The organism is Streptomyces sp. NPDC026500 (assembly GCF_055567635.1).
Map to the genome: position 1 here is coordinate 126,382 of NZ_JBVHQB010000024.1, position 21,266 is coordinate 147,647.

Here is a 21,266-nt window from a genome sequence, read left to right on the forward strand (position 1 = left end):
CGCGAACTCCAGGAAGGACCTTCGCATGCACGCCATGCAGTACGAGCTCACGTTTCCCGCCGACTACGACATGACCGTCATCCGGGACCGGGTCGCCCGCATCGGCCACCGGCTCGACGCGTGGAACGGTCTCGGGATCAAGGCGTATCTGATGCGCGAGCGCGGGGTGGACGGTGCCCCGGTCAACCAGTACGCGCCGTTCTACCTCTGGCACACCGCCGAGGGCATGAACTCCTTTCTCTGGGGCGGGGCGTTCCAAGGCCTGGTGAACGACTTCGGGCGCCCCGTGGTGCAGCACTGGACCGGTCTCGCGTACGAGGAGGGCGGCGCCGCGGGATCCCCGGCCAGGGTCGCGGTCCGCAGGCGCCAGGCAGTCGCCGAGGGCGTGGAGCTGTCCGAGGCGATGGAGGAGGCGGTGCGCGAGGCCGGGCGGCTGGCCGCGCTGGACGGGGCGGTCTGCGCGGGTGCCGCCGTCGATCCCCGGCACTGGGAGGTCGTGCATTTCTCGCTCTGGGACCACGACTCCCCCAAGGCGTCGGGCGAGGTCTTCCAGGTGCTGCACGTGTCCGAGCCCGAGCGTGGCCGGCTGCCGCGGGGCCGGCAGTGGTGAGCCAGGTCGCCACGGTCCGTACGGTCCTGGGCGACGTGCTCCCCGAACACCTCGGAGTGTGCGACGCGCACGACCATCTGTTCTTCGGCAGCCCCGTGCTCCCGGGCCAGGAACTGCGCGACGCGTCAGCCGCGCGGGCCGAGCTGGCCGCGTTCCGCGAACAGGGCGGCGGGAGCGTGGTCCAGTGGACGCCGTACGGTCTGGGCAGGCGGGCCGCGGATCTGCCGCTGATCTCCCGCGACGCCGGGGTCCACGTCGTCGCGGCGACCGGACTGCACCAAGCGGCGCACTACACACCGGAGTTGCTGAGCGAGCTGCGCTCAACGCTGGCCGACGTCCTCGTCGCCGAGCTCACGACGGGCATCGGGACGACCGGGATCCGGGCCGGGCTGATCAAGGTCGCGGGCGGCTTCCACGCCCTGGATGCGCACGCCCGCTGGACGATGACCGCCGCGGCAAAGGCCCACCACACCACCGGTGCACCGATCGCCGTGCACCTGGAGCTGGGCACCGGGGCACTGGACGTACTCGACCTGCTGTGCGGCGAGTCGGGCGTGCCGCCGCACCGGGTGATCCTGGGGCACCTCAATCGTTCCCCGGACCTCGTGGTGCAGCGCGAGGCCGCCGCGTCGGGCGCCTACCTCGCCTTCGACGGCCCCTCCCGCGCCAACCACGCGACGGACTGGCGCATGCCCGACGCCGTACGCGCCCTCGCCGACGCCGGTTTCGGCCACCGGCTGCTGCTCGGCGGTGACACGACGACCGCGGCGGCGCGCTCGGTCAACGGTGGCCCGGGGATGCCGTATCTGCTGCGCCGGGTCCGCCCGAGGCTCGAACTCGCCCTGGGCAAGGACCTGGTGGACCGGATCCTCACCGAGAACGCCGGGCGGGCCCTCGCCGTCGCCTGGCGCCCCTGAGCGTCAGACGGGCAGCGCCTTCAGCGGATCGTCCAGCACCGGCTGCCACGCCAACTCGGCCGCCCCGACGAGGCTGTTGTGGTCGAGGGTGCAGGCGAGGATCGGTACCCCGCCGCTCTGCCCCCACAGGCTGCGGTCGGCGACGACGGCGCGCAGCCGGTCCGGGTCGGCGTCCAGCAGGGCGCGGTGCAGTCCCCCGAGGATGATGCGGTCCGGATTGAGGATGTTGACGAGGCCCGCGAGGCCGAGGCCGAGACGGTCGATCAATGCCTCGATGGCCGTTCGGACGGACGGATCGGCGTACTCGTCGCGGATCAGCTCGTTGGACTGCTGGAGCAGCGACACCTCGGGGCCGGGGGCGCGGCCGGCCGCCGTGAGGAAGGCGAGCGGGTCGGCCTCGACGTCGAGACAGCCGCGGCTGCCGCAGTGGCAGGGGCGGCCCTCGGGATTGACGGTGAGATGGCCGACTTCGAGGGCGAGCCCCGAACTGCCCATGTGCAGGCGCCCGTCGAGCACCAGTGCACCGCCGACACCACGGTGTCCGGTGGCCACGCAGAGCAGGTCGCGGGCGCCGCGGCCCGCCCCGTGCCGGTGCTCGGCCAGGGCGGCGAGGTTGACGTCGTTGGCGGCGAACGCCGGACCCTCGATACCGGCCGCGCGCACCCGCTCGGCGAAGATCTGCCGGACGGGGGCGCCCGCGGGCCAGGCCAGGTGCAGTGGGTTGAGGGCGAGCCCCTCGGGTTCGGCCACGGCGGACGGTACGGCGAGCCCGGCGCCCACACAGCGTCGCCCGGTCTCGCGGAGCAGTTCGGCGCCGGCGTCGACGACCGAGCCGAGCACCTTCGCCGGATCGGCGTCGACGATCTCGCAGCCGGGCGCGGTCGCGACGATCCGGCCGCCGAGGCCGACCAGCGCGGCGCGGAAACCGTCGGCGTGCACCTGCGCGGCCAGCGCCACGGGCCCGTCCTCGGCGACCTCCAGCCGGTGCGAGGGCCGCCCCTGCGAACCGGCGGCGGAACCGGGCCGCGCGTCGACGCGGATCAGCCCCAGCGCCTCCAGCTCCGCGGCCACGGCGCCCGCGGTGGCCCGGGTGACACCCAGCTCGGCGGTGAGCACGGCCCGCGTCGGCGCGCGCCCGGTGTGCACGAGTTCCAGCGCCGGTCCGAGTGCCCCGCGCCCCCGGTCGAGCCGTGTCCGCGTGCTGCCATCCCCCGCCGTCCGGGGGCCCGCATTGCCGTTCATGAGGGCGAGTCTCCCATGATCCGCTCCCGCGGGGCCCGTCCGGTCGCGGCGGCCGCGGGAGGGGACACCGCGGCGCGGGGCCGCCGTTCGGATCGCCTGCCGGCCACCGGTCCGGGAGGCCGCGCCTCGGCATCGGCCATGAGACGGTCCGCCGCTACCGCGCGGGCCCCGGCGGGAAGCCGCTGACCCGGAGCGTGACGTTCAGCCGCCCGGTCAGTCCCAACTCGGGGGGCGCCGTGCCCGGGTACACCCTCGGTACGCCGTGATACGCGAGCCGTGACGGGCCGCCGAAGACGAAGAGGTCGCCGCTGCGGAGTTCGACGTCGGTGTACGGCCGTGCCCGGGACTCCGTGTTGCCGAACCTGAAGACGCAGGTGTCGCCCAGGCTCAGCGACACGACCGGGGCGTCGGACGATTCGTCGCTGTCGCGGTGCATGCCCATACGGGCCTCGGCATCATAGAAGTTGATCAGCGCGATGTCGTACGCGGCAGGCGGATCCGTGTCGGGGGCGTCGGCGCCCAGGGTGTCCGTGACCGCCTCGCGGGCCAGGTCGCCGAGCCGGTCGGGGAAGGGTTTCACCGGCGAACCGTCACCGTCGACCACCGTCCGCGCGTAGCCGTACGGGTACCAGTGCCAGCCCAGACATACCTGCCGGGAGGTCATCGTGCCGCCGCCGGGGGTGCGGACGGTGCGCAGTCCCGCCGGCGGGCGTGCCCAGCCGCGGCAGGCCTCAAGGAGCTGCCGCTGGTGTTCTGCGTCCAGCCAGTCCGGGAGGTGCACGGCGCCGGGCGCGATCTCCGTCCGGCCGCGCGGGAACAGCTCCGCGTCCATCGACATGCCCCCATCCTCGCGCACGTCAGGCGCCCCGGGTCGCATAGCCTGGACCCACGATGAACGACCGGATGACGACACCCTGGGGCGATTACGAGCTCGCCCGATTCCCCGAGGACCCTCGCGATCGACTCCGTGCCTGGGACGCCGCCGACACCTATCTGCTGGGGCACCTCGCGGAGAGCGGCACCCAGCTGACGGGTTCGGTCGTGATCGTCGGCGACCGGTGGGGTGCGCTCACGACGGCGCTGTCGGCGCGGCGGCCGACGCAGATCACCGACTCCCTGCTGGCGCAGGAGGCGACCCGCGCGAATCTGGCGCGGGCCGGTGCCGAGGAGTCCGCGGTCCGGCTTCTCACGACCCAGGAGCCCCCTCCCGAGCGGATCGACGTACTGCTCGTGCGGGTACCGAAGAGCCTCGCCCTGCTGGAGGACCAGCTGCACCGGCTGGCGCCCGGCGTGCACGAGGGAACGGTCGTCATCGGCACCGGGATGGTCAAGGAGATCCACACCTCGACGCTGCACCTCTTCGAGCGGATCCTCGGTCCGACCCGCACCTCGCTGGCGGAGAAGAAGGCCCGGCTGATCTTCTGCACCCCGCTCCAGGGCATCGCCCGGAAGGCGAACCCCTGGCCGTACAGCTACCGGCTGCCCGACGACATCGGCCCGGTCTCCGGCCGCACGGTCGTCAACCACGCGGGCGTCTTCTGCGCCGACCGCCTCGACGTCGGCACCCGCTTCTTCCTCAAGCATCTGCCGCGGAGCCGGGGCGCCGAGCGGGTCGTGGACCTGGGCTGCGGCAACGGCGTGGTCGGTACGGCGATCGCGCTGGCCAATCCCGACGCCGAGGTCCTGTTCGCCGACGAGTCGTACCAGGCGGTGGCCTCGGCGGAGGCGACCTACCGGGCGAACGCCGACGGGAGCGCCGAATTCCGTGTCGCCGACGGGCTGGAGGGCGTCCCTTCCGGGAGCGTCGACCTCGTCCTGAACAATCCCCCGTTCCACTCGCACCAGGCGATGACGGACACGACCGCCTGGCGGATGTTCTCGGACGCCCGGCGAGCGCTGCGGCCGGGCGGCGAGCTGTGGGTGATCGGCAATCGCCACCTGGGCTACCACCTGAAGCTGCGACGGCTCTTCGGCAACAGTGAACTGGTCGCGGGCGACGCCAAGTTCGTGATCCTGCGGGCCGTGAAGAAGGACGCCGAGCAGTAGCCCCCGCACGCCCCGCGCAGCACGCGGGGCGTCCGTGGGGGCGGGGCGGGCCGAGGCACGGAGCGGCTGGTGGGCGCGTTCCCGACCGGGTCGGCCGGCCTCTTCGTCGGAACGGCTCGCGGACCGGTTCGCAGGACCGGATCACGCGGCGGACCGGCGGCGAGGGGCACCCGGCTCGTCGCCAACAGGCAGAATCGGCACACTTTTTGATCTCCCCTGTACACCTACGTGTACGACCGTAGAGTGAAGTCGCTCACTCATGACAACTGGGGGAATCATGTCGCGCCGTGCTGTCGTCATCGGTGGGAGCGTGGCCGGCATGCTCGCCGCCGCGGCCCTGTCCCGGTCCGTGGACGACGTGATCGTGCTGGAGCGCGACGAACTGCCCGACGGTCCGCACCCGCGCAAACGAATCCCGCAGGCACGGCACGCCCACATCCTGCTGCCCAGCGGACGCGACGCCATCCAGGAGCTGCTTCCCGAAGCCGACGTACGTCAGCGTCTGCTCGCGTCGGGAGCTCACGAGCAGTCCATAACCGGCGTGCTGGGCTTCGGCGCGCAGGGCTGGTACCGGCGCTGGCCCACCGTGGCTGACGACCTGCTGCTCACCTGCTGCAGCCGCGACCTGCTCGACTCGATTCTGCGCGACGCCGTCCTCGGGACCACCCGGGTCACGGTCCGCCGTGCCGAGGCGCTGTCGCTGCTGGGAACCGCCGAGCGCGTCACCGGTGTACGCGTCCTCGCCGACGGCGCCGAGGAGGACCTGAGCGCCGACCTCGTCGTCGACGCGAGCGGACGGGGATCACGCGTCGAGCACTGGCTCGAAACGCTCGGCGTGACGGACATACCGACCGACGAGGTCGACTCGGGTCTCGTCTACGCCAGCCGGATCTTCCGCGTACCGAAGGGTGCGGAGGACTTCCCGCTGACACAGGTCGAGGCGGACCCCGGCGCCTCCCGGCCGGGGTGTTCCGCGAATCTGGTGCCGATCGAGGACGGTCGCTGGCTGGTCAGCGTCGCGGGCACCCGCGGCGGCGAACCCACCGCCGATCCCGAGGAGTTCACCGACTTCGCCCTCGGCCTGCGCCACCCGCTCGTCGGACAGCTCATCTCCGGCGCCGAGCCGCTCAGCGAGGTGTTCCTCAGCCGCAGCACCCGCAACAGGCGCCGCGAGTTCGAGAGGGCGGCCATGCCCGAGGGCCTGGTGGTGCTCGGTGACGCCGTCGCCACCTACAACCCCGTCTACGGCCAGGGCATGTCCGTCGCGGCCCTCGGTGCCCGGGCCCTGAGCCGGCGATTGCAGCAGGCCGACGTCACCGCTCCGGGCTTCGCCCGCGATGTCCAGCGCGCGGCCGCCCGATCCGTCTCCGCCGCCTACACGATGAGCACCTCCCAGGACCAGTGGTTCCCGGAGGTCGTCGGCAAGGCTCCGACGCTCGTGGACCGGCTTCTCAGCCGCTACATGGGCCGGATGGCACGCGTGGCCACCACCTCGTACGCCGTGTCCGCCGCGATGTGCAAGGTCATCATGCTCCAGGCCGACGCGAGCGGTCTCGTGCACCCCAAGCTGCTCCTCGCCACCTTGAAGGGGCCCGTCATGGGGCCCCTGACCGGGCCGCCGCTGACCCCCGAGGAGAGTGCCTTCCTCGACTCCGTGGGCCCGCTCGCCGTGTGACCGGTGTCCGCGGTACGGGCGTGGGCCCCGACGGTCCACGCCCGAGCGTTCGTCCGACGGTTCGCGCTGTGAGGCGTCTGCCCGACCGGCGGGCGGGCGGTTCGCGCTGTGAGGCGTCTGCCCGACCGGCGGGCAGGACAGCCGCGGCCCGGGCTGCGCCGGGTGCGGTCAGGACAGCTGTCGTACCGCGGTTCGCCGCGACTGGATCGCGGCGTCGACGATGGGTGTGCGCACCGCCTTGGACAGGCTCAGCAAGGACGGCTGGCCCGTGTCCAAGGACCGCGATGCGGCGGCGGACCGTCGCACGCGCGCGCTGACCGAGACCACCACATCGACGTCACCGACCGAGATGCCGATCGTGCCGGTCTCCGCGACGGGGCTCGGCGTCTCGGCGAGAGCGGCTACGGCGACCATCGCGGCCATCCCGATCACCTCGGCCTCGGCCGCACAGGACCCGGCGGCCAGCGCGTCCCGATAGGCGCGGCGCCGCACCTGGTCGTCGAGCTGTCCGGCCAGCCGCTTGAGGCCGTCGCGGATGGCCGTTTCCCGCGTGGTGAGCCGCAGTTCGACGTCACCGATCGTCCGCCACGACAGCGCCGCGACGCAGCGGCGACGGCTGGTCGGCCCCGTCAGCAGCCGGAACAGGGGACGCAGGCGTACGAACGTGACGGCGGAGTCGATGCGCGGACCGACGAGGGGAAGGATGTAGCCGGCCGAGGCCAGACAGGAACCGACGGCCACCAGCGGTGCGACGCTGGTGCTGAGACCGTCCCAGTGGTGCCCGAGCCAGTGAGCGGTCAGCGCGATGGACTTGACGACGCTGTAGGCGCTGGTGAACAGCCAGCCCAGCACGAGCAGGGCCAGCGAGCCGCGGGTCCAGCGCTTGACCTTCCGTATCCAGCGCCAGCACAACAGGGTCGTCGTCACCGCGGCCACCATGTGCGCCATCAGGTACAGCACGATCATCTCTCGGATGAACGGCGTCGAGGCGTAGTAGGTGTCGAAGTCGGCCCGGCGCTCGACCGGAGCGTTGCCCAGCGAGAACAGGACGCCCTCGGCGGCGATCACTCCCAGGTAGCTGAACAGCCAGGCCCGGGACGTGCGCCGCACCTGGACGGGGTCGCTGCCCCGCCAGTGCACGATGAGAATGAGAGAAGCCGCTCCGAAGGCGGTCACCGCGCCGTACGTCAGCGGCGCCGCCACATTCGGTATGTCCGTGAGGCTGTTGACGAGGGCGACGGTGGGCGGCGCGCCGAGCACGAAGCAGAGTCCGGACAACAGGATCACGGCACAGAACGACCGCTTGAGCGGGTCTCTCCAGTGGCGGCGCAGGTCGGGCAGCTGCGCGGCGAGTCCCATCCAGAGGACAGCCGCGGCCAGGTAGTAGATCAGTCCGTTCACATCGGGCCCAAAGGCATGCGCAGGCCGACCTCTTGATGCGCGCCGGGGCGCGGACCGGTGGCGGACATCGCACGGTTCGCCGGGGTGCGCGCGTCCCCGTCGCGCACCAACATGCGAATACCAGCCAGAAGTTGACCGCTCAAGGCCTTCTCCGTCCTGCGCCCGGTCCAGCGCCGGCTGTCCCCCGAAAACACCGCAAACCCCTGCTCCCCGTGTTCATGGGGCATACGGACGCTTGCCCGAGTGGCCTCCGGGGCGATGGTTCACCCGCGAGCCTGCCGTGCCCTTTCGGCCTTCTCATACTTGTTCACCCTAGCCACCTTGTCACCCACTCGAACTGTCGTCGGTGCAAAAGCGCATGCGCCAGGAGAGGCTTCGACCGGGCCCGGCACCGGCGAAGCGGTCGCTTTGGGCCGCATATCAGGCTGTACAGGCATCTGGCCGGCGTCACCCCCGCAGAACGCCGATGAGTCCCGCCACCGTCCGTACCATCGCCTCCCGTCCCACACTGAGGTACTTCCGTGAGTCCACGGCGTCGGGGCTGGCCGCGAGGAACTCCCGTATGGCGCCGGTCATCGCGATGTTCAGCGCGGTGCCGACGTTGACCTTGGCGATGCCGCCTTCGACGGCCGCCCGGAGCTCGCCGTCGGGCACCCCGGAGGAGCCGTGCAGGACGAGGGGGACGCCGAGGGAGGCGGCCAGGCGTTTGAGCAGCTCGTGGTCGAGGGAGGCGGTCCGGGTGGTCATCGCGTGCGAGCTGCCGATCGCCACGGCCAGCGCGTCCACACCGGAGTCGGCCACGAAGGCGCGGGCCTCCCTGGGGTCGGTACGGGCACCGGGCGCGTGCGCGTCCCGCGGCGGCTCACCGTTCTTGCCGCCGATCTCGCCCAACTCGGCCTCGATCCACAAGCCTTGGGCGTGCGCCCAGTCGGCGGCGGCCCGGGTCGCGGTGAGGTTCTCCTCGTACGGCAGACGCGACGCGTCGTACATGACGGAGCCGAACCCGGCACCGGGCGCCTGCCGCAGCAGGTCGTCGCTCTGTACATGGTCGAGGTGCAACGCGACGGGCACCGAGGCCCGTTCGGCGGCGGCGGTCGCGGCGCGGGCCAACGGGAGCAGTCGGCCGTAGCGGAACTTGACCACGTTCTCGCTGACTTGGAGCACGACGGGCGCGCCGGCGGACTCCGCGCCCGCGATCACGGCCTCGATGTGCTCCAGTGTGATGACGTTGAACGCGGCGACGGCGGTCCGCGTCGCGGCGGCCCTGGCGACCAGCTCACCAGTTGCTGCGAGGGGCACAACTCCTCCTTCTCCGTGGATGGTCGAGCCGACTCAGTGGCTGAGGATCACCGAGCGGGTGAGGTGACGCGGCTGGTCGGGGTCCAGGCCGCGTGCCGCGGCGACGGCGACCGCGAGCCGCTGGGCGCGGACGAGTTCGGCGAGCGGGTCGAGGCCGCCGTCCACCCACAACCCGCCGGTCCCCCGGACCTGTTCGGCCAGACCCTCGGGTGCCTCGCCGAGCATCCACGTGGCGGTGCCGTGGGTGGTGATGCTGATGGGACCGTGCCGGTACTCCATCGCCGGGTAGGCCTCGGTCCAGGAGAGGGACGCCTCCCGCATCTTGAGCGCGGCCTCGTTGGCGAGGCCGACGGTCCATCCGCGGCCCAGGAAGGTGAACTGCGAGCAGCCGACAAGTCCTTCGGGCAATGGTGTGCCGAGCGCGGTGCGCGCGTCGGCGACGACGGCGTCGCTGTGCAGACCGAGGTGGGCCCGCAGCAGGGTGAGCGCGGTGGTCGCGAACCGGGTCTGCACGACGGACCGCTCGTCGGCGAAGTCGAGCACCACGACGTCGTCCGCGGACTCCATCACGGGCGTGTGCGGATCGGCGGTGACGGCGGTCGTACGGGTGTGCCCGCGCAGCCGTCGGAGAAGTCCGAGCACTTCGGTGGTCGTCCCGGAGCGCGTCAGGGCGATCACGCGATCGTACGAGCGGCCCGCGGGGAACTCCGAGGCGGCGAAGGCGTCCGTCTCACCCAGCCCGGACTGTTCGCGCAGCACCGCCGCGGCCTGCGCCATGAAGAACGAGGTGCCGCATCCCACGATCGCGACCCGTTCCCCCGCCGCGGGCAGCGCGGCTTCGTGCACGGCCGCCTGCTCGGCGGCGCGGATCCAGCACTCGGGCTGGCTGCTCAGTTCGTCCTCGACATGGGTCATGCCGTACCCCTCCCACTGGTGCTCGTTCCTGCAAGATATAGCGAGCTTTCGAGCACAATCAAGCATTTGAGCGGAGGGGAGGTGCGTTAAGGTCGCGGAGGATCGAGGAACGGAGGGTGCGGATGTCGCGCGACGCCCGGTGGAAGGCGCTGCTGGAACTGCTCGTGGAGCGGGGCCGCCTGGATGTCGAGGAGGCCGCGACGCGGCTGGAGGTCTCGGCGGCCACGATCCGGCGCGACTTCGACCAGCTCGCCGAGCAGCAGATGCTCGTGCGCACCCGGGGCGGCGCGGTCGTGCACGGCGTCTCCTACGAACTGCCCCTGCGCTACAAGACGGCCCGCCACGCGTCAGAGAAGCAGCGCATCGCGAAGGCGGTGGCCGACCTCATCTCCCCCGGCGAGGCGGTGGGCCTGACGGGCGGCACCACGACGACCGAGGTCGCCCGCGCGCTCGCCGTACGTCCGGACCTGGCGTCGGGCTCCCCCGCGCTGACGGTCGTCACGAACGCGCTGAACATCGCGAACGAACTCGCCGTGCGCCCCCAGTTCAAGATCGTGGTGACCGGCGGGGTCGCCCGGCCGCAGTCGTACGAGCTCATCGGGCCGCTCGCGGACGGCGTGCTCGGGCAGATCACCCTCGATGTCGCGGTGCTCGGTGTGGTCGCCTTCGACGCCACGCACGGCGCCGCCGCCCACGACGAGGCGGAGGCCGCGATCAACCGCCTCCTGTGCGAGCGGGCCGAGCGCGTGATCGTCGCGGCCGACTCCAGCAAACTGGGGCAGCGCGCGTTCGCCCGTATCTGCGCGGCCGAGTCGGTGGGCACCCTCGTCACGGACGCGGCTGCGGGGCCCGAGACGATCGGGCGCTTCGAGGAGGCGGGGATCGAGGTCATGGCCGTATGACGTCGATCCCGTCGCCCGACTCCGAGGTCATCGCCGTACGCATGTGACGCCTCTCGTGACGGACGAGCCGCCCAAGGCGCCGACCGGTTTGACCCGCCGGGGTCCGCTCGCTTAGATGCTCCGGTCGACGTGAGGGCGATCGGGCGAAGAGCTGGGAGGCAGGCCGGAATGTGGGTCAGGCGGTCGCTCGGGCGACGGTTCGGGTGGCTGTGGACGGCCTACGCGGTCAGCACGCTGGGCACCTGGCTCGCGTTCGACGCGTTTCCCCTGATCGCGATTCTCGTGCTGCACGCCGGTCCGACCGAGGTGTCGGCGCTGGCCGCCGCGGGGCTGGCGGTGGGGGCGGCCGTCGCCGTTCCCCTCGGGCCGTGGATGGAGTTCCGTCGCAAACGGCCCGTGATGGTGACGATGGACCTGGTCCGGTTCGCGGCGCTGCTGAGCGTGCCCGCCTCGTTCGCGCTCGGCCGGCTGGGTTTCGCCCAGCTCCTGGTCGTGTCCGTGATCGTCGCGGCGGCCGACATCACCTTCAAGGCGGCCGGCGGTTCCTGTCTGAAGGAGCTCGTACGGCCGGAGGATCTCCTCGTCGCGAACGCGCGGTTCGAGTCCACCACTTGGACCGCCACCGTGCTCGGCCCACCGCTCGGCGGCGCGGCGATCGGCCTGTTCGGCCCGGTGATCACCGTGTTCGCCGACGCTGTGAGCTTCCTGCTCTCGGCCCTGGGAATCCGCGCCATCGGCGGGAAGGAGCAACCGCCCGAGCGCCCCGACACCCGGGCCCGGCTCCGCGCCCGCGACCTGCTCGAAGGCTGGCGGTACATCCTGACCAGCCCGGCCCTGCGCCCGTTGTTCTTCAACACCGTCCTGGTCAACGGCCTGATCCTGGCGGCCTCGCCCCTGCTCGCCACCCTCATGCTCGGCCGGCTCGGCTTCTCGCCCTGGCAGTACGGTCTCGCGTTCGGCGTGCCCTGTGTCGGAGGCCTGATCGGGTCACGTCTGGCCCGCCCGCTCGTCGCACGGTTCGGGCAGCACCGGGTCATGCGCGTCGCGGGCACCCTGCGGGCGTGCTGGCCGCTCGGTCTCGCCCTCGTCCGTCCCGGCGTCGCCGGGCTCGCGCTCGTCATGGGCGTGCAGTTCTGCCTGCTCGTCTGCATGGGCGTGTTCAACCCGGTGTTCGCGACCTACCGGCTCGAACGGACCGCCACGGACCGGACCGCCCGCACCCTGTCCGCGTGGTCGGTCACCAGCAACGCGACGATCGCGGCCCTCACCGCCCTGTGGGGCCTGCTGGCCGCCGCCACCGGCCCGCGCACGGCCGTCGCCGCCGCCGGCCTGCTCATCCTGACGACTCCCCTTCTACTCCCCCGGAACGACCGGGCGCCGCGGCCCGACCGCGAGCCGGCCGAGCTCCGCCCCACGCCGTAGCCACGCCGCCCCGCCCGCGTCCCGCACCCGTCCCACCCGGGTCTCGCGCGCGCCCATGCAGTCCCGGGTGAGCCGTCGCCGGGGCCTCATTTCCGGTGAACTCACCGGAAGCGGCCCGCGCCCGAGCGACGAGGCACGAGGCCCAACAGGCGGCACCCCGTGCCGCGCAGCCGCACGGGTCGGCGCGGGGCATGGCCAAGGGCCTCCTCGCCCGAACCGCTCGGTCTAAGCGAACGGCTCGACCCAGGAGGCTCCCTCGGGTGCCGACGGGCGACCCGTCAGCGTGCGCGCGGTTCCGCGCCGCCGGATTCGGCGCGGCCCGACGCGCGCAGTGTGCCCACGGTCTTGAGGAGCCGGTCGGCCGGATCGCGGAGCGTGGGATGGGCGAGGACCGTGTTCCGCAGACCGCGCACGGGCCTGCGCCACAGCCGGTGCGCCGCCGCCACCGGATGGGGACGGGCCGCGAACCCTTCGGCCACGCGCAGTTCACGGGTCTTGAGCCAGTCCTTGTACTCCTTGTCGCCGCGCCCCAGATCCAGCAGACTCACACCGTTGCGGCCGGCCGCCTCGGCGGTCCGCAGGTGCATCATCAGACCGGGCGAGTACCGGTGGAACTCCGGGTCGTACGCGGTGAACCAGGCCGCGAGCACCGTGCGCGACCGCGGTCCGAAGTGGGCGGCGACCGGCCGGTCCCCGGCGTAGAGCACGGACAGCACGCCGGTGAAGTGCTCCTCGCGGACGCCGAACAGGTGGTCCACCAGACCCACGATCCAGGGCCGCGCGAACCGGTCCATGCGTCCCGTCCGCCGGTACTGGGCGGACTTCCACTGCATGAGCGTGCGCAGCATCCGAGGGTCGCGCTCGTCGAAGACGAACCGCACCTCGCCCACGTCACGCCCGAGGCGCCGTTCCTTCTTCAGGGTCGTCTTCGCCTGGCCCGGGTAGGCGCTCCGCAGCCACTCCGGGTAGCCGCTGTCCCCCGGTTTCAGGTCCACGACCGGGGAGGCGAAGGTCCCAGTAACGTATCTGCCGAACGGCTTCTGCTCCTCGACGAGATGATCGAACTCGAAGATGGACAGCCCGCAGGCGCGCAGCACCTCCTGTGCGTCCCAGGTGACCCCGGGTCTGTGTACGAGGGCCTGGCAGTCGGAGAGTCCGAGGCCGATGGCTCTGCCGACGCCGAGGAGGTTGCGCTCGTACGGCAGGAAACCGACGGGCTCACCGTCCTCGCGCAACACCGCGACCTGCGCTCCGCCGCGAAACCTGGCGACCCCCGTCGCGAACTCCGGCGCCAGGAACGGATTGGCGTATTCGGGCGATGCGTCCATCGCCTCGTGCCAGGCCTCGCGCAACGGGACGCCGAGGCCGTCGAGCCTGTGGATCGTGATCTCCACCTCAGATCAACCGCCCTTCCGCGAGCGCTGCGAGGGATGTACTGGTCACAGCACAGGCCAGTAGGGCGTGTGGATCCTTGCTGATGGATCGCATGGGCGACAGCTCCCCCCATGACGCGCTGTCCGCGTCCTGCCACTTTTCTGATTTTTGCCGATCCGTGCCGCCCAAGGACTCGTCTCCCGGTCGAGGACCGAGATCCGAACCAATGGGCGGGGCTCAAACGTCGCGAAACAGTACGCACGCTGTCAAGGGTGCCTACAGCAACGAAAGAGTCCGGAACGGGAGACGAAGGCTTTGTCGTACTGGCGAACGACACCTGTCAGCCATGGGGCGAGCCCCGCGGGGGCCGGACTCCGATGCCCGCGGGCGCCTCGGCGGACGCCGTCTTCCCTGTGAGTGGACACCGCATGAACGTTCAAAAGGACGGCCGGTTAGCATATGAGCGCCACCTAGCTCGAAAGATGATTCTGTGACTGTCAACGACGACGCGTTCACCAACTGGAAGACCCGCGAAGAGATCGCGGAGTCGATGATCCCGATCATCGGGAGGCTGCACCGGGAGCAGGACGTCACGATCCTCCTGCACAGCCGCTCCCTGGTGAACAAGTCAGTGGTAAGCATCCTCAAGACCCACCGCTTCGCCCGGCAGATCGCCGGCGAGGAGCTCTCGGTCACCGACACCCTGCCGTTCCTGCGAGCGCTCACCACGCTCGACCTCGGCCCGTCCCAGATCGACCTCGGCATGCTCGCCGCGACGTACCGGACCGACGACCGCGGTCTGTCGGTCGAGGAGTTCACCGCCCTGGCCGTCGCCGGCGCCACGGGCGAGAACAAGATCGAGCGCCGCGAAGGACGCGACGTCGTCCTCTACGGCTTCGGTCGCATCGGCCGCCTCATCGCCCGCCTGCTCATCGAGAAGACCGGCTCCGGCAACGGCCTGCGGCTGCGTGCCATCGTCGTCCGCCAGGGCGGCGACCAGGACATCGTCAAGCGTGCCTCGCTGCTGCGCCGCGACTCCATCCACGGCCAGTTCCAGGGCACGATCACCGTCGACGAGGCGAACAGCACGATCATCGCCAACGGCAACGAGATCAAGGTGATCTACGCCAACGACCCGTCCGAGGTCGACTACACGACGTACGGCATCAAGGACGCCATCCTCGTCGACAACACCGGCAAGTGGCGCGATCGCGAGGGCCTCTCGAACCACCTGCGCCCCGGCATCGACAAGGTCGTCCTGACGGCTCCGGGCAAGGGCGACGTCCCCAACATCGTGCACGGCGTCAACCACGACATGATCAAGCCGGACGAGCAGATCCTGTCCTGCGCGTCCTGCACCACCAACGCGATCGTTCCGCCGCTGAAGGCGATGGCGGAGGAGTACGGCGTTCTGCGCGGCCACGTGGAGACCGTCCACTCGTTCACCAACGACCAGAACCTGCTGGACAATTACCACAGCTCCGACCGCCGGGGCCGCTCCGCGCCACTGAACATGGTCATCACCGAGACGGGTGCCGCCTCCGCGGTCGCCAAGGCGCTGCCCGACCTCAAGGCGCCGATCACCGGCAGTTCGATCCGCGTCCCGGTGCCGGACGTCTCGATCGCGATCCTCAGCCTGCGCCTGGGCCGCTCGACCACCCGCGAGGAGGTCCTCGACTACCTCCGCAACGTCTCGCTGACCTCGCCGCTCAAGCGCCAGATCGACTTCATCAGCGCCCCGGACGCGGTGTCCAGCGACTTCATCGGCTCGCGCCACGCCTCGATCGTCGACGCCGGCGCCACCAAGGTCGACGACGACAACGCGATCCTCTACCTCTGGTACGACAACGAATTCGGCTACTCCTGCCAGGTCATCCGTGTCGTCCAGCACGTCTCCGGGGTGGAGTACCCGACCTTCCCGGCTCCGGCGGTCTGAACGAGGAGCGACGCACGGTTCGCCGTCCTGGCAGGCAGGACGGCGAACCGCTGAGCCGCGGGGCGACAGGGAATCCCGTCCCATCGGGGTCCCGGTCGCCGTTTCGTTCATTGGGGCCTCACCCCGGCGCGCCCGCCGGTCGACCGTGAGGCCCCGTCCCGGCACACACCGGTTCCCCGTGCGGCCTCGCCCGCCACATCGGTCCACTCGCGGACCCTCGCCCGCCACATCGGATCGCTCGCGGGCCCTCGCCCGGCCACACCGGATCGCTCGCGAGCCCTCGCCCGGCCGACACCGGTTCCCGCGTGAGGTCTCGTCCTGCCCACACTGGTACGTTCCCGGCCCTCGCCCGTCGACGCTTTCGTGCACGGGTCTCGTCCGCCCACACCGGTTCACTCAGGGGTCTCCGCGCCCAGCCCACGCCGGTTTGATTCAGGGGCTCCGCCCTGCCCGGACCAGCGCGTTCGTTGGGACCTCGCCCGGCCCAGACCTGCACAATCGTGGAGCCTTGCCCGGCCCGCACCCGGGCATTCGTGGGGCCTCTCCGCTCACCTGCCGGCCCACCGCTTCCCTTGCTCCGAGCGTGGCAGCCGTCTAACGTGAGTTTGTGCCGCTAATAAACAAAACAGTTCCGCACAGCGTTGTGCCGGACCGATCCCTCACCCGACTCCGCATCACCCTCACCGCCTTCTTCGCCCTCGACGGCTTCGTCTTCGCCGGCTGGGTCGTCCGTATCCCCGCGATCAAGCACCAGACCGGGGCCTCCGCCGGCACCCTCGGACTCGCCCTCCTCGGCGTCTCCGCCGGCGCCGTGATCACCATGATGCTGACGGGACGGCTCTGCCGACGGTTCGGCAGTCACCCGGTGACCGTGGTCTGCGGGGTGTTGCTCTCCCTGAGCATCGTCCTGCCGCCGCTCGCCCATTCGGTGCCGGTCCTCGGTCTCGTCCTGCTGATCTTCGGCGCTGCCTACGGCGGTATCAACGTCGCCATGAACAGCGCGGCCGTCGATCTCGTGGCCGCGCTCCGACGCCCGGTGATGCCCAGCTTCCACGCGGCGTTCAGCCTGGGCGGCATGCTCGGAGCGGGGCTCGGTGGACTGGTCGCCGGGCAGCTGTCACCGACACGCCACCTGCTCGGGATCGCCGTCATCGGGCTGCTCGTGACCGGAGTCGCGGGACGCGCACTGCTCCGCCAGAACGTCCCGCCGCCACCGGATCGCCCACGGGGTGACGACCCCTCGGGGCAACCGCGTGTCGACATCCGCGTCCGCGGCCTGGTGGTCGTCTTCGGGCTGATCTCCCTGTGCACGGCGTACGGCGAAGGCGCACTCGCGGACTGGGGCGCGCTCCATCTGGAGCAGGACCTGGACGCGCACCCGGGGATCGCCGCCGCCGGGTACTCGTGTTTCGCCCTCGCCATGACGATCGGCCGCCTGAGCGGGACGGCACTGCTCGAACGGCTGGGCCGCACCCGCACGTTGGTCGCGGGCGGCACGACGGCCGCGCTCGGCATGCTGCTCGGTTCACTCGCGCCCTCCGTGTGGGTGGCGCTGCTCGGATTCGCCGTCACCGGGCTCGGCCTCGCCAACATCTTCCCCGTCGCGGTCGAACGGGCCGGCGCGCTCGCCGGAGCGAGCGGGGTCGCCGTCGCCTCCACCCTCGGGTACGGGGGCATGCTGCTCGGGCCGCCCGCGATCGGGTTCATGGCCGACTGGTACTCCTTGCCGACGGCCCTGACGAGCGTGGCGGCGCTGGCGGCCGTGGCCGCACTGATCGGCTTCGCGACACGCCGCGCCGCCGTGGGGTGAGAGGAGCGCGGAGCACCCCGCGCAGACAACGCGGGCACCTTGGGCGAGGAGCCCTGGGACACCGGGGCGAGGACGCCGGCACCCTGGGCAAGGGGCGCGCGGATACCAGGCCAGGACGCTGGCACCCCCGGGCGAGGAGAACGCGGACACCGGGCGAGGACGCCGGGCACCCCGGGCCAAGAGAACGCGGACACCGGGCGAGGGCGCGGGACACCCGGCGGGCAACGCGGGCACTCCCAGGCGAGGGGGCGCGGGGATCCCGCCGCAGGGGGCCGGGGTCCCCGTCGAGGGGCGCGGAGGCACCGGGCAAGGAGCACGCAGCGCTGAGGTGCCGACTCTGTGCGAGTCCACGTCCGAGGCTTGCACGCAGGCGTGCGAGGACAACAAGACCGGGCCAGCTCCCGTGCACCCAGGGACTCCACGCGGGCCTGCGGGAACGATTCAGGGGCGGGTGAGCTTGCGTACGGCGCACGCAGGGGCGCATGGACGCCGGCACATGGACGCCGGCACATGGACGCCGGCACATGGACGCCGGCAGATGGCCATGCGCGCCCCCGAGTCCGTCGAAGTCGGCTCCCCTCTCCCGCAGTTCCACCCCGCGCTGCCCGATATCACCCCGCGTCGGGCACACTCTCGGCATGGAGATTCGGGAGTTCGTGGAAACCCTGGACCGGGAGGGCCGGTCGCTGGTCGCCGCAGCCGAGGAGGCGGGCGTCGACGCCAAAGTCGCGACCTGCGCCGGCTGGCAGGTCAGGGATCTGGTGCGGCACACGGGCATGGTCCACCGCTGGGCCACCGCGTTCGTCGCCGAGGGACACACCTCGTACCACCCCGACGGTGGGCTGCCGGATCTGGACGGCGACGAACTGCTGACCTGGTTCCGTGAGGGACACCGGCTGCTGGTGGACACGCTGGCCGGCGCCTCGCCGGACGTACGGTGCTGGAGCTTCCTGTCGGCGCCCTCGCCGCTCGCCTTCTGGGCGCGCCGGCAGGCTCACGAGACCACCGTGCACCGGGTCGACGCCGAGTCGGCGCTCGGCGGGGAGCCGACCGCCGTCCCGCAGGACTTCGCGGTCGACGGGATCGACGAGTTGCTGCGCGGATTCCACGCGCGCGAGAAGAGCCGGGTGCGCACCGAGGAACCCCGCGTGCTGCGGGTGCGCGCGACCGACCGCCCGGACGCCGTGTGGACCGTGCGACTCTCCTCCGAGCCGCCGCAGAGCCAACGCGGCGAGCACGCGGCTGCGGACACGAACGAGGAAACGGACGTGAACGTGGACGTGGACTGCGAACTGGCGGGAACGGCCGCGCAGCTCTACCTCGCGCTGTGGAACCGCGTGCCGTTCCCGAGCGTGTCGGGCGACACCTCGCTCGCCACCCTGTGGCGGGAGAAGTCCGGCATCACCTGGAGCTGACGCACGCATCCGGAATCCGGGCCGCCCGGAGACGGGCGGCGGACGTCCGTTGCGCCAGGAACGGGCGTCCGTGGCCCGACGCCCAAGCCGAGTACGCCGAACACACCAAGCACGCCGAACATGCTGATCGCACCGATCGCGCCGATCGCACCGAGCCGGATCAGAACGATCAGCAAGGTCGACAGTGCGAAACAAACGGCCCGGTCACTCGCAGGAGGCCGCCGGGCCGCCCGCCAGCATCCGGCTGAGGACCGCGCGCTGCAACGGCAGTACCTCGCCGTGCAGTTCGCGCCCCTTCGGCGTGATGCACACGCGCACACCCCGCCGGTCCTCGGCACACATCCCGCGCGTCACGAGGCCGTCGTTCTCCAGACGCCCGATCAGCCGGGACAGGGCGCTCTGACTGAGATGGACCCGCTCGGAGATCTCCTGGACGCGGAAGGAGGTGCCGCCGTCCGCGGCGGTGCCCACCGCCAGCACGTCGAGAACCTCGAAGTCACTGGCGCCCAGGCCGTGTCGATGGAGCTCACGGTCGAGCTCGCAGACGGTGCGGGCATGCACCGCCAGGATGTCGCGCCACTGGTCCACGAGCCCTCGCTCGGCATTGTCCGCCGCCATGCGCGCACCGTAGCAAAAAATCAACTTTGTTGCATCGGAATTAAATGCACTTGCATTGAATGCATGTGCATGTACTGTCGACGCATGACCTCTCCGCTCACCCACCCCGTGCCCCAGGGACGCTGGACCCCCCGGCTGTGGGGCACCCTGCTGGTGCTCTGCGCCGCGATGTTCCTGGACGCGCTGGACGTGTCGATGGTCGGCGTCGCGCTGCCGTCCATCGGCTCCGAACTCGACCTGTCCACCTCGACGCTCCAATGGATCGTCAGCGGCTACATCCTGGGATACGGCGGGCTGCTGCTCCTCGGCGGACGCACCGCCGACCTGCTGGGCCGCCGCCAGGTCTTCCTGGTGGCTCTCGGGGTGTTCGCGCTCGCCTCGCTGCTCGGCGGACTCGTCGACTCGGGCCCCCTGCTGATCGCCAGCCGTTTCATCAAGGGTCTGAGCGCCGCGTTCACCGCACCCGCGGGCCTGTCGATCATCACCACGACGTTCGCCGAGGGCCCGCTGCGCAACCGCGCGCTCTCGATCTACACCACCTGCGCGGCCACCGGCTTCTCCATGGGCCTGGTCCTGTCCGGTCTGCTCACCGAGGCGAGCTGGCGGCTGACCATGCTGCTGCCCGCGCCCATCGCCGTCGTCGCGCTGCTCGTGGGATGGAAGCTCATCCCGCGCAGCGAACGCGAGAAGGACCACCGTGGTTACGACATCCCGGGCGCGATCATCGGTACCGCCTCCATGCTGCTGCTCGTCTTCACCGTCGTCCAGGCACCCCAGGCCGGCTGGGGATCGGCCCGGACCCTGCTGTCCTTCCTCGCCGTCGCCGTACTGCTCACCGTCTTCGTCGGCATCGAGCGACGCAGCCCGAGCCCTCTGATCCGGCTCGGCGTCCTGCGTTCCGGCAGCCAGATCCGGGCCCAGCTCGGCGCGATGGCGTTCTTCGGCTCGTACGTCGGATTCCAGTTCCTGGTGACGCTGTACATGCAGTCGCTGCTGGGCTGGTCGGCCCTGCACACCGCGCTCGCCTTCCTGCCGGCCGGCGCGCTGGTGGCGCTGTCCTCCACGAAGGTGGGGGCCGTCGTCGACCGGTTCGGCACACCCCGGCTCATCGCGACGGGCTTCGCCCTGATGGTCGTCGGGTACGCGCTCTTCCTGCGCGTCGACCTCGACCCGGTCTACGCGTCGGTCATCCTGCCGACCATGCTGCTGATCGGCGCCGCGTGCGCCCTGGTCTTCCCGTCCCTCAACATCCAGGCGACCAACGGCGTCGACGACCACGAGCAGGGCATGGTCTCGGGCCTGCTCAACACCTCCGTGCAGGTCGGCGGCGCGATCTTCCTCGCAGTCGTGACGGCCGTCGTCACCGCGAACTCCCCGGAGGGCTCCTCTCCCCAGGCCGTCCTCGACAGTTACCGGCCCGGCCTGATGGTGGTGACCGGCATCGCCCTCGCGGGTCTGCTGATCACGCTGCCCGGACTGCGGACACGGCGTCCGCGGGAGTCCGTCGTCGTCGCCCGGTCCGGCGAGGCCGGCCAGTCCGCCAAGTCCGCCCGGGAGGGGGCGGAGTCGGAGCGGGTCGCCGTCCGCGACTAGTAGTGCCTGGTCAGGTTGATATGGATGTTGGTATGTCGCGGTGGCAGGTGGGGCAGGCGCCGGTCCAGAGGGCGAGGAGTGTCTGCAGCTC

The 21,266-nt window shown here is 71.4% G+C and carries 17 protein-coding genes; 10 read left to right on the forward strand and 7 right to left on the reverse strand.

Features of this window, described 5'->3' with window-relative positions; genetic code table 11:
- Positions 1–25 precede the first annotated feature (25 nt).
- Complete coding sequence (locus ACZ4N5_RS34285) at positions 26–610, forward strand: DUF4865 family protein (RefSeq protein WP_467760928.1); 585 nt, start codon at positions 26–28, stop codon at positions 608–610.
- Positions 604–1,527 (forward strand): phosphotriesterase family protein, encoded by a 924-nt coding sequence (locus ACZ4N5_RS34290; protein ID WP_467760929.1) that lies wholly within the window; start codon positions 604–606, stop codon positions 1,525–1,527. Before ACZ4N5_RS34285 ends, ACZ4N5_RS34290 begins: the two co-directional genes overlap by 7 nt.
- 3 nt (positions 1,528–1,530) lie before the next feature.
- Here ACZ4N5_RS34290 and ACZ4N5_RS34295 read toward each other — a convergent pair whose 3' ends face one another.
- Positions 1,531–2,769 (reverse strand): ROK family protein, encoded by a 1,239-nt coding sequence (locus tag ACZ4N5_RS34295; protein ID WP_467760930.1) that lies wholly within the window; start codon positions 2,767–2,769, stop codon positions 1,531–1,533.
- Positions 2,770–2,923: 154 nt separating this feature from the next.
- Positions 2,924–3,601, reverse strand: a complete 678-nt coding sequence (locus tag ACZ4N5_RS34300) for an alpha-ketoglutarate-dependent dioxygenase AlkB (RefSeq protein ID WP_467760947.1) — start codon at positions 3,599–3,601, stop codon at positions 2,924–2,926.
- Between the two features lie 59 nt (positions 3,602–3,660).
- Here ACZ4N5_RS34300 and ACZ4N5_RS34305 point away from each other — a divergent pair, with 59 nt between their 5' ends.
- Complete coding sequence (locus ACZ4N5_RS34305; protein ID WP_467760931.1) at positions 3,661–4,815, forward strand: methyltransferase; 1,155 nt, start codon at positions 3,661–3,663, stop codon at positions 4,813–4,815.
- Between the two features lie 277 nt (positions 4,816–5,092).
- Positions 5,093–6,490 (forward strand): FAD-dependent oxidoreductase, encoded by a 1,398-nt coding sequence (locus tag ACZ4N5_RS34310; RefSeq protein WP_467760932.1) that lies wholly within the window; start codon positions 5,093–5,095, stop codon positions 6,488–6,490.
- A 168-nt stretch (positions 6,491–6,658) separates the two neighbouring features.
- Here ACZ4N5_RS34310 and ACZ4N5_RS34315 read toward each other — a convergent pair whose 3' ends face one another.
- The 3 genes from ACZ4N5_RS34315 to ACZ4N5_RS34325 all read right to left on the reverse strand — a co-directional run bounded on the left by ACZ4N5_RS34315 (position 6,659) and on the right by ACZ4N5_RS34325 (position 10,105).
- Positions 6,659–7,891 (reverse strand): MAB_1171c family putative transporter, encoded by a 1,233-nt coding sequence (locus ACZ4N5_RS34315; protein WP_467760933.1) that lies wholly within the window; start codon positions 7,889–7,891, stop codon positions 6,659–6,661.
- A 447-nt stretch (positions 7,892–8,338) separates the two neighbouring features.
- Positions 8,339–9,190, reverse strand: a complete 852-nt coding sequence (locus ACZ4N5_RS34320; RefSeq protein WP_467760934.1) for a class II fructose-bisphosphate aldolase — start codon at positions 9,188–9,190, stop codon at positions 8,339–8,341.
- A 33-nt stretch (positions 9,191–9,223) separates the two neighbouring features.
- A complete protein-coding gene (locus tag ACZ4N5_RS34325) occupies positions 9,224–10,105 on the reverse strand; it encodes an SIS domain-containing protein (protein ID WP_467760935.1) in 882 nt (293 codons plus the stop codon).
- Positions 10,106–10,227: 122 nt separating this feature from the next.
- Here ACZ4N5_RS34325 and ACZ4N5_RS34330 point away from each other — a divergent pair, with 122 nt between their 5' ends.
- Positions 10,228–11,007, forward strand: coding sequence for a DeoR/GlpR family DNA-binding transcription regulator (locus ACZ4N5_RS34330; RefSeq protein ID WP_467760936.1), 780 nt, complete (start codon positions 10,228–10,230; stop codon positions 11,005–11,007).
- Positions 11,008–11,175: 168 nt separating this feature from the next.
- Complete coding sequence (locus ACZ4N5_RS34335) at positions 11,176–12,429, forward strand: MFS transporter (RefSeq protein ID WP_467760937.1); 1,254 nt, start codon at positions 11,176–11,178, stop codon at positions 12,427–12,429.
- Between the two features lie 278 nt (positions 12,430–12,707).
- On the opposite strand, the gene ACZ4N5_RS34340 is transcribed toward ACZ4N5_RS34335, so the two are convergent.
- A complete protein-coding gene (locus ACZ4N5_RS34340) occupies positions 12,708–13,823 on the reverse strand; it encodes a GNAT family N-acetyltransferase (protein ID WP_467760938.1) in 1,116 nt (371 codons plus the stop codon).
- Between the two features lie 470 nt (positions 13,824–14,293).
- On the opposite strand from ACZ4N5_RS34340, the gene ACZ4N5_RS34345 reads away from it, so the two are divergent.
- The 3 genes from ACZ4N5_RS34345 (at position 14,294) to ACZ4N5_RS34355 (ending at position 18,964) form a co-directional block, all read left to right on the forward strand.
- Positions 14,294–15,739 carry a glyceraldehyde-3-phosphate dehydrogenase gene (locus tag ACZ4N5_RS34345; protein ID WP_467760939.1) on the forward strand — a complete coding sequence of 482 codons (1,446 nt, stop codon included), beginning with the start codon at positions 14,294–14,296 and terminating at the stop codon, positions 15,737–15,739.
- A gap of 643 nt (positions 15,740–16,382) precedes the next feature.
- A complete protein-coding gene (locus ACZ4N5_RS34350; protein ID WP_467760940.1) occupies positions 16,383–17,549 on the forward strand; it encodes an MFS transporter in 1,167 nt (388 codons plus the stop codon).
- A gap of 638 nt (positions 17,550–18,187) precedes the next feature.
- A complete protein-coding gene (locus ACZ4N5_RS34355; RefSeq protein ID WP_467760941.1) occupies positions 18,188–18,964 on the forward strand; it encodes a maleylpyruvate isomerase family mycothiol-dependent enzyme in 777 nt (258 codons plus the stop codon).
- Between the two features lie 204 nt (positions 18,965–19,168).
- Here ACZ4N5_RS34355 and ACZ4N5_RS34360 read toward each other — a convergent pair whose 3' ends face one another.
- Positions 19,169–19,582: a MarR family winged helix-turn-helix transcriptional regulator gene (locus ACZ4N5_RS34360; protein ID WP_467760942.1), complete on the reverse strand. Its 414-nt coding sequence runs from the start codon at positions 19,580–19,582 to the stop codon at positions 19,169–19,171.
- An 84-nt stretch (positions 19,583–19,666) separates the two neighbouring features.
- On the opposite strand from ACZ4N5_RS34360, the gene ACZ4N5_RS34365 reads away from it, so the two are divergent.
- Positions 19,667–21,175: an MFS transporter gene (locus ACZ4N5_RS34365; protein ID WP_467760943.1), complete on the forward strand. Its 1,509-nt coding sequence runs from the start codon at positions 19,667–19,669 to the stop codon at positions 21,173–21,175.
- Positions 21,176–21,266 lie beyond the last annotated feature (91 nt).

Bases quoted from the DNA above. Each gene is read 5' to 3' on its own strand.
- ACZ4N5_RS34285 (WP_467760928.1), top strand. From the start codon at position 26: ATGCACGCCATGCAGTACGAGCTCACGTTTCCCGCCGACTACGACATG.
- ACZ4N5_RS34330 (WP_467760936.1), top strand. From the start codon at position 10,228: ATGTCGCGCGACGCCCGGTGGAAGGCGCTGCTGGAACTGCTCGTGGAG.
- ACZ4N5_RS34325 (WP_467760935.1), bottom strand. From the start codon at position 10,105: ATGACCCATGTCGAGGACGAACTGAGCAGCCAGCCCGAGTGCTGGATC.
- ACZ4N5_RS34365 (WP_467760943.1), top strand. From the start codon at position 19,667: ATGACCTCTCCGCTCACCCACCCCGTGCCCCAGGGACGCTGGACCCCC.
- ACZ4N5_RS34355 (WP_467760941.1), top strand. From the start codon at position 18,188: ATGGAGATTCGGGAGTTCGTGGAAACCCTGGACCGGGAGGGCCGGTCG.
- ACZ4N5_RS34360 (WP_467760942.1), bottom strand. From the start codon at position 19,582: ATGGCGGCGGACAATGCCGAGCGAGGGCTCGTGGACCAGTGGCGCGAC.
- ACZ4N5_RS34310 (WP_467760932.1), top strand. From the start codon at position 5,093: ATGTCGCGCCGTGCTGTCGTCATCGGTGGGAGCGTGGCCGGCATGCTC.
- ACZ4N5_RS34295 (WP_467760930.1), bottom strand. From the start codon at position 2,769: ATGAACGGCAATGCGGGCCCCCGGACGGCGGGGGATGGCAGCACGCGG.
- ACZ4N5_RS34300 (WP_467760947.1), bottom strand. From the start codon at position 3,601: ATGGACGCGGAGCTGTTCCCGCGCGGCCGGACGGAGATCGCGCCCGGC.
- ACZ4N5_RS34305 (WP_467760931.1), top strand. From the start codon at position 3,661: ATGAACGACCGGATGACGACACCCTGGGGCGATTACGAGCTCGCCCGA.
- ACZ4N5_RS34335 (WP_467760937.1), top strand. From the start codon at position 11,176: ATGTGGGTCAGGCGGTCGCTCGGGCGACGGTTCGGGTGGCTGTGGACG.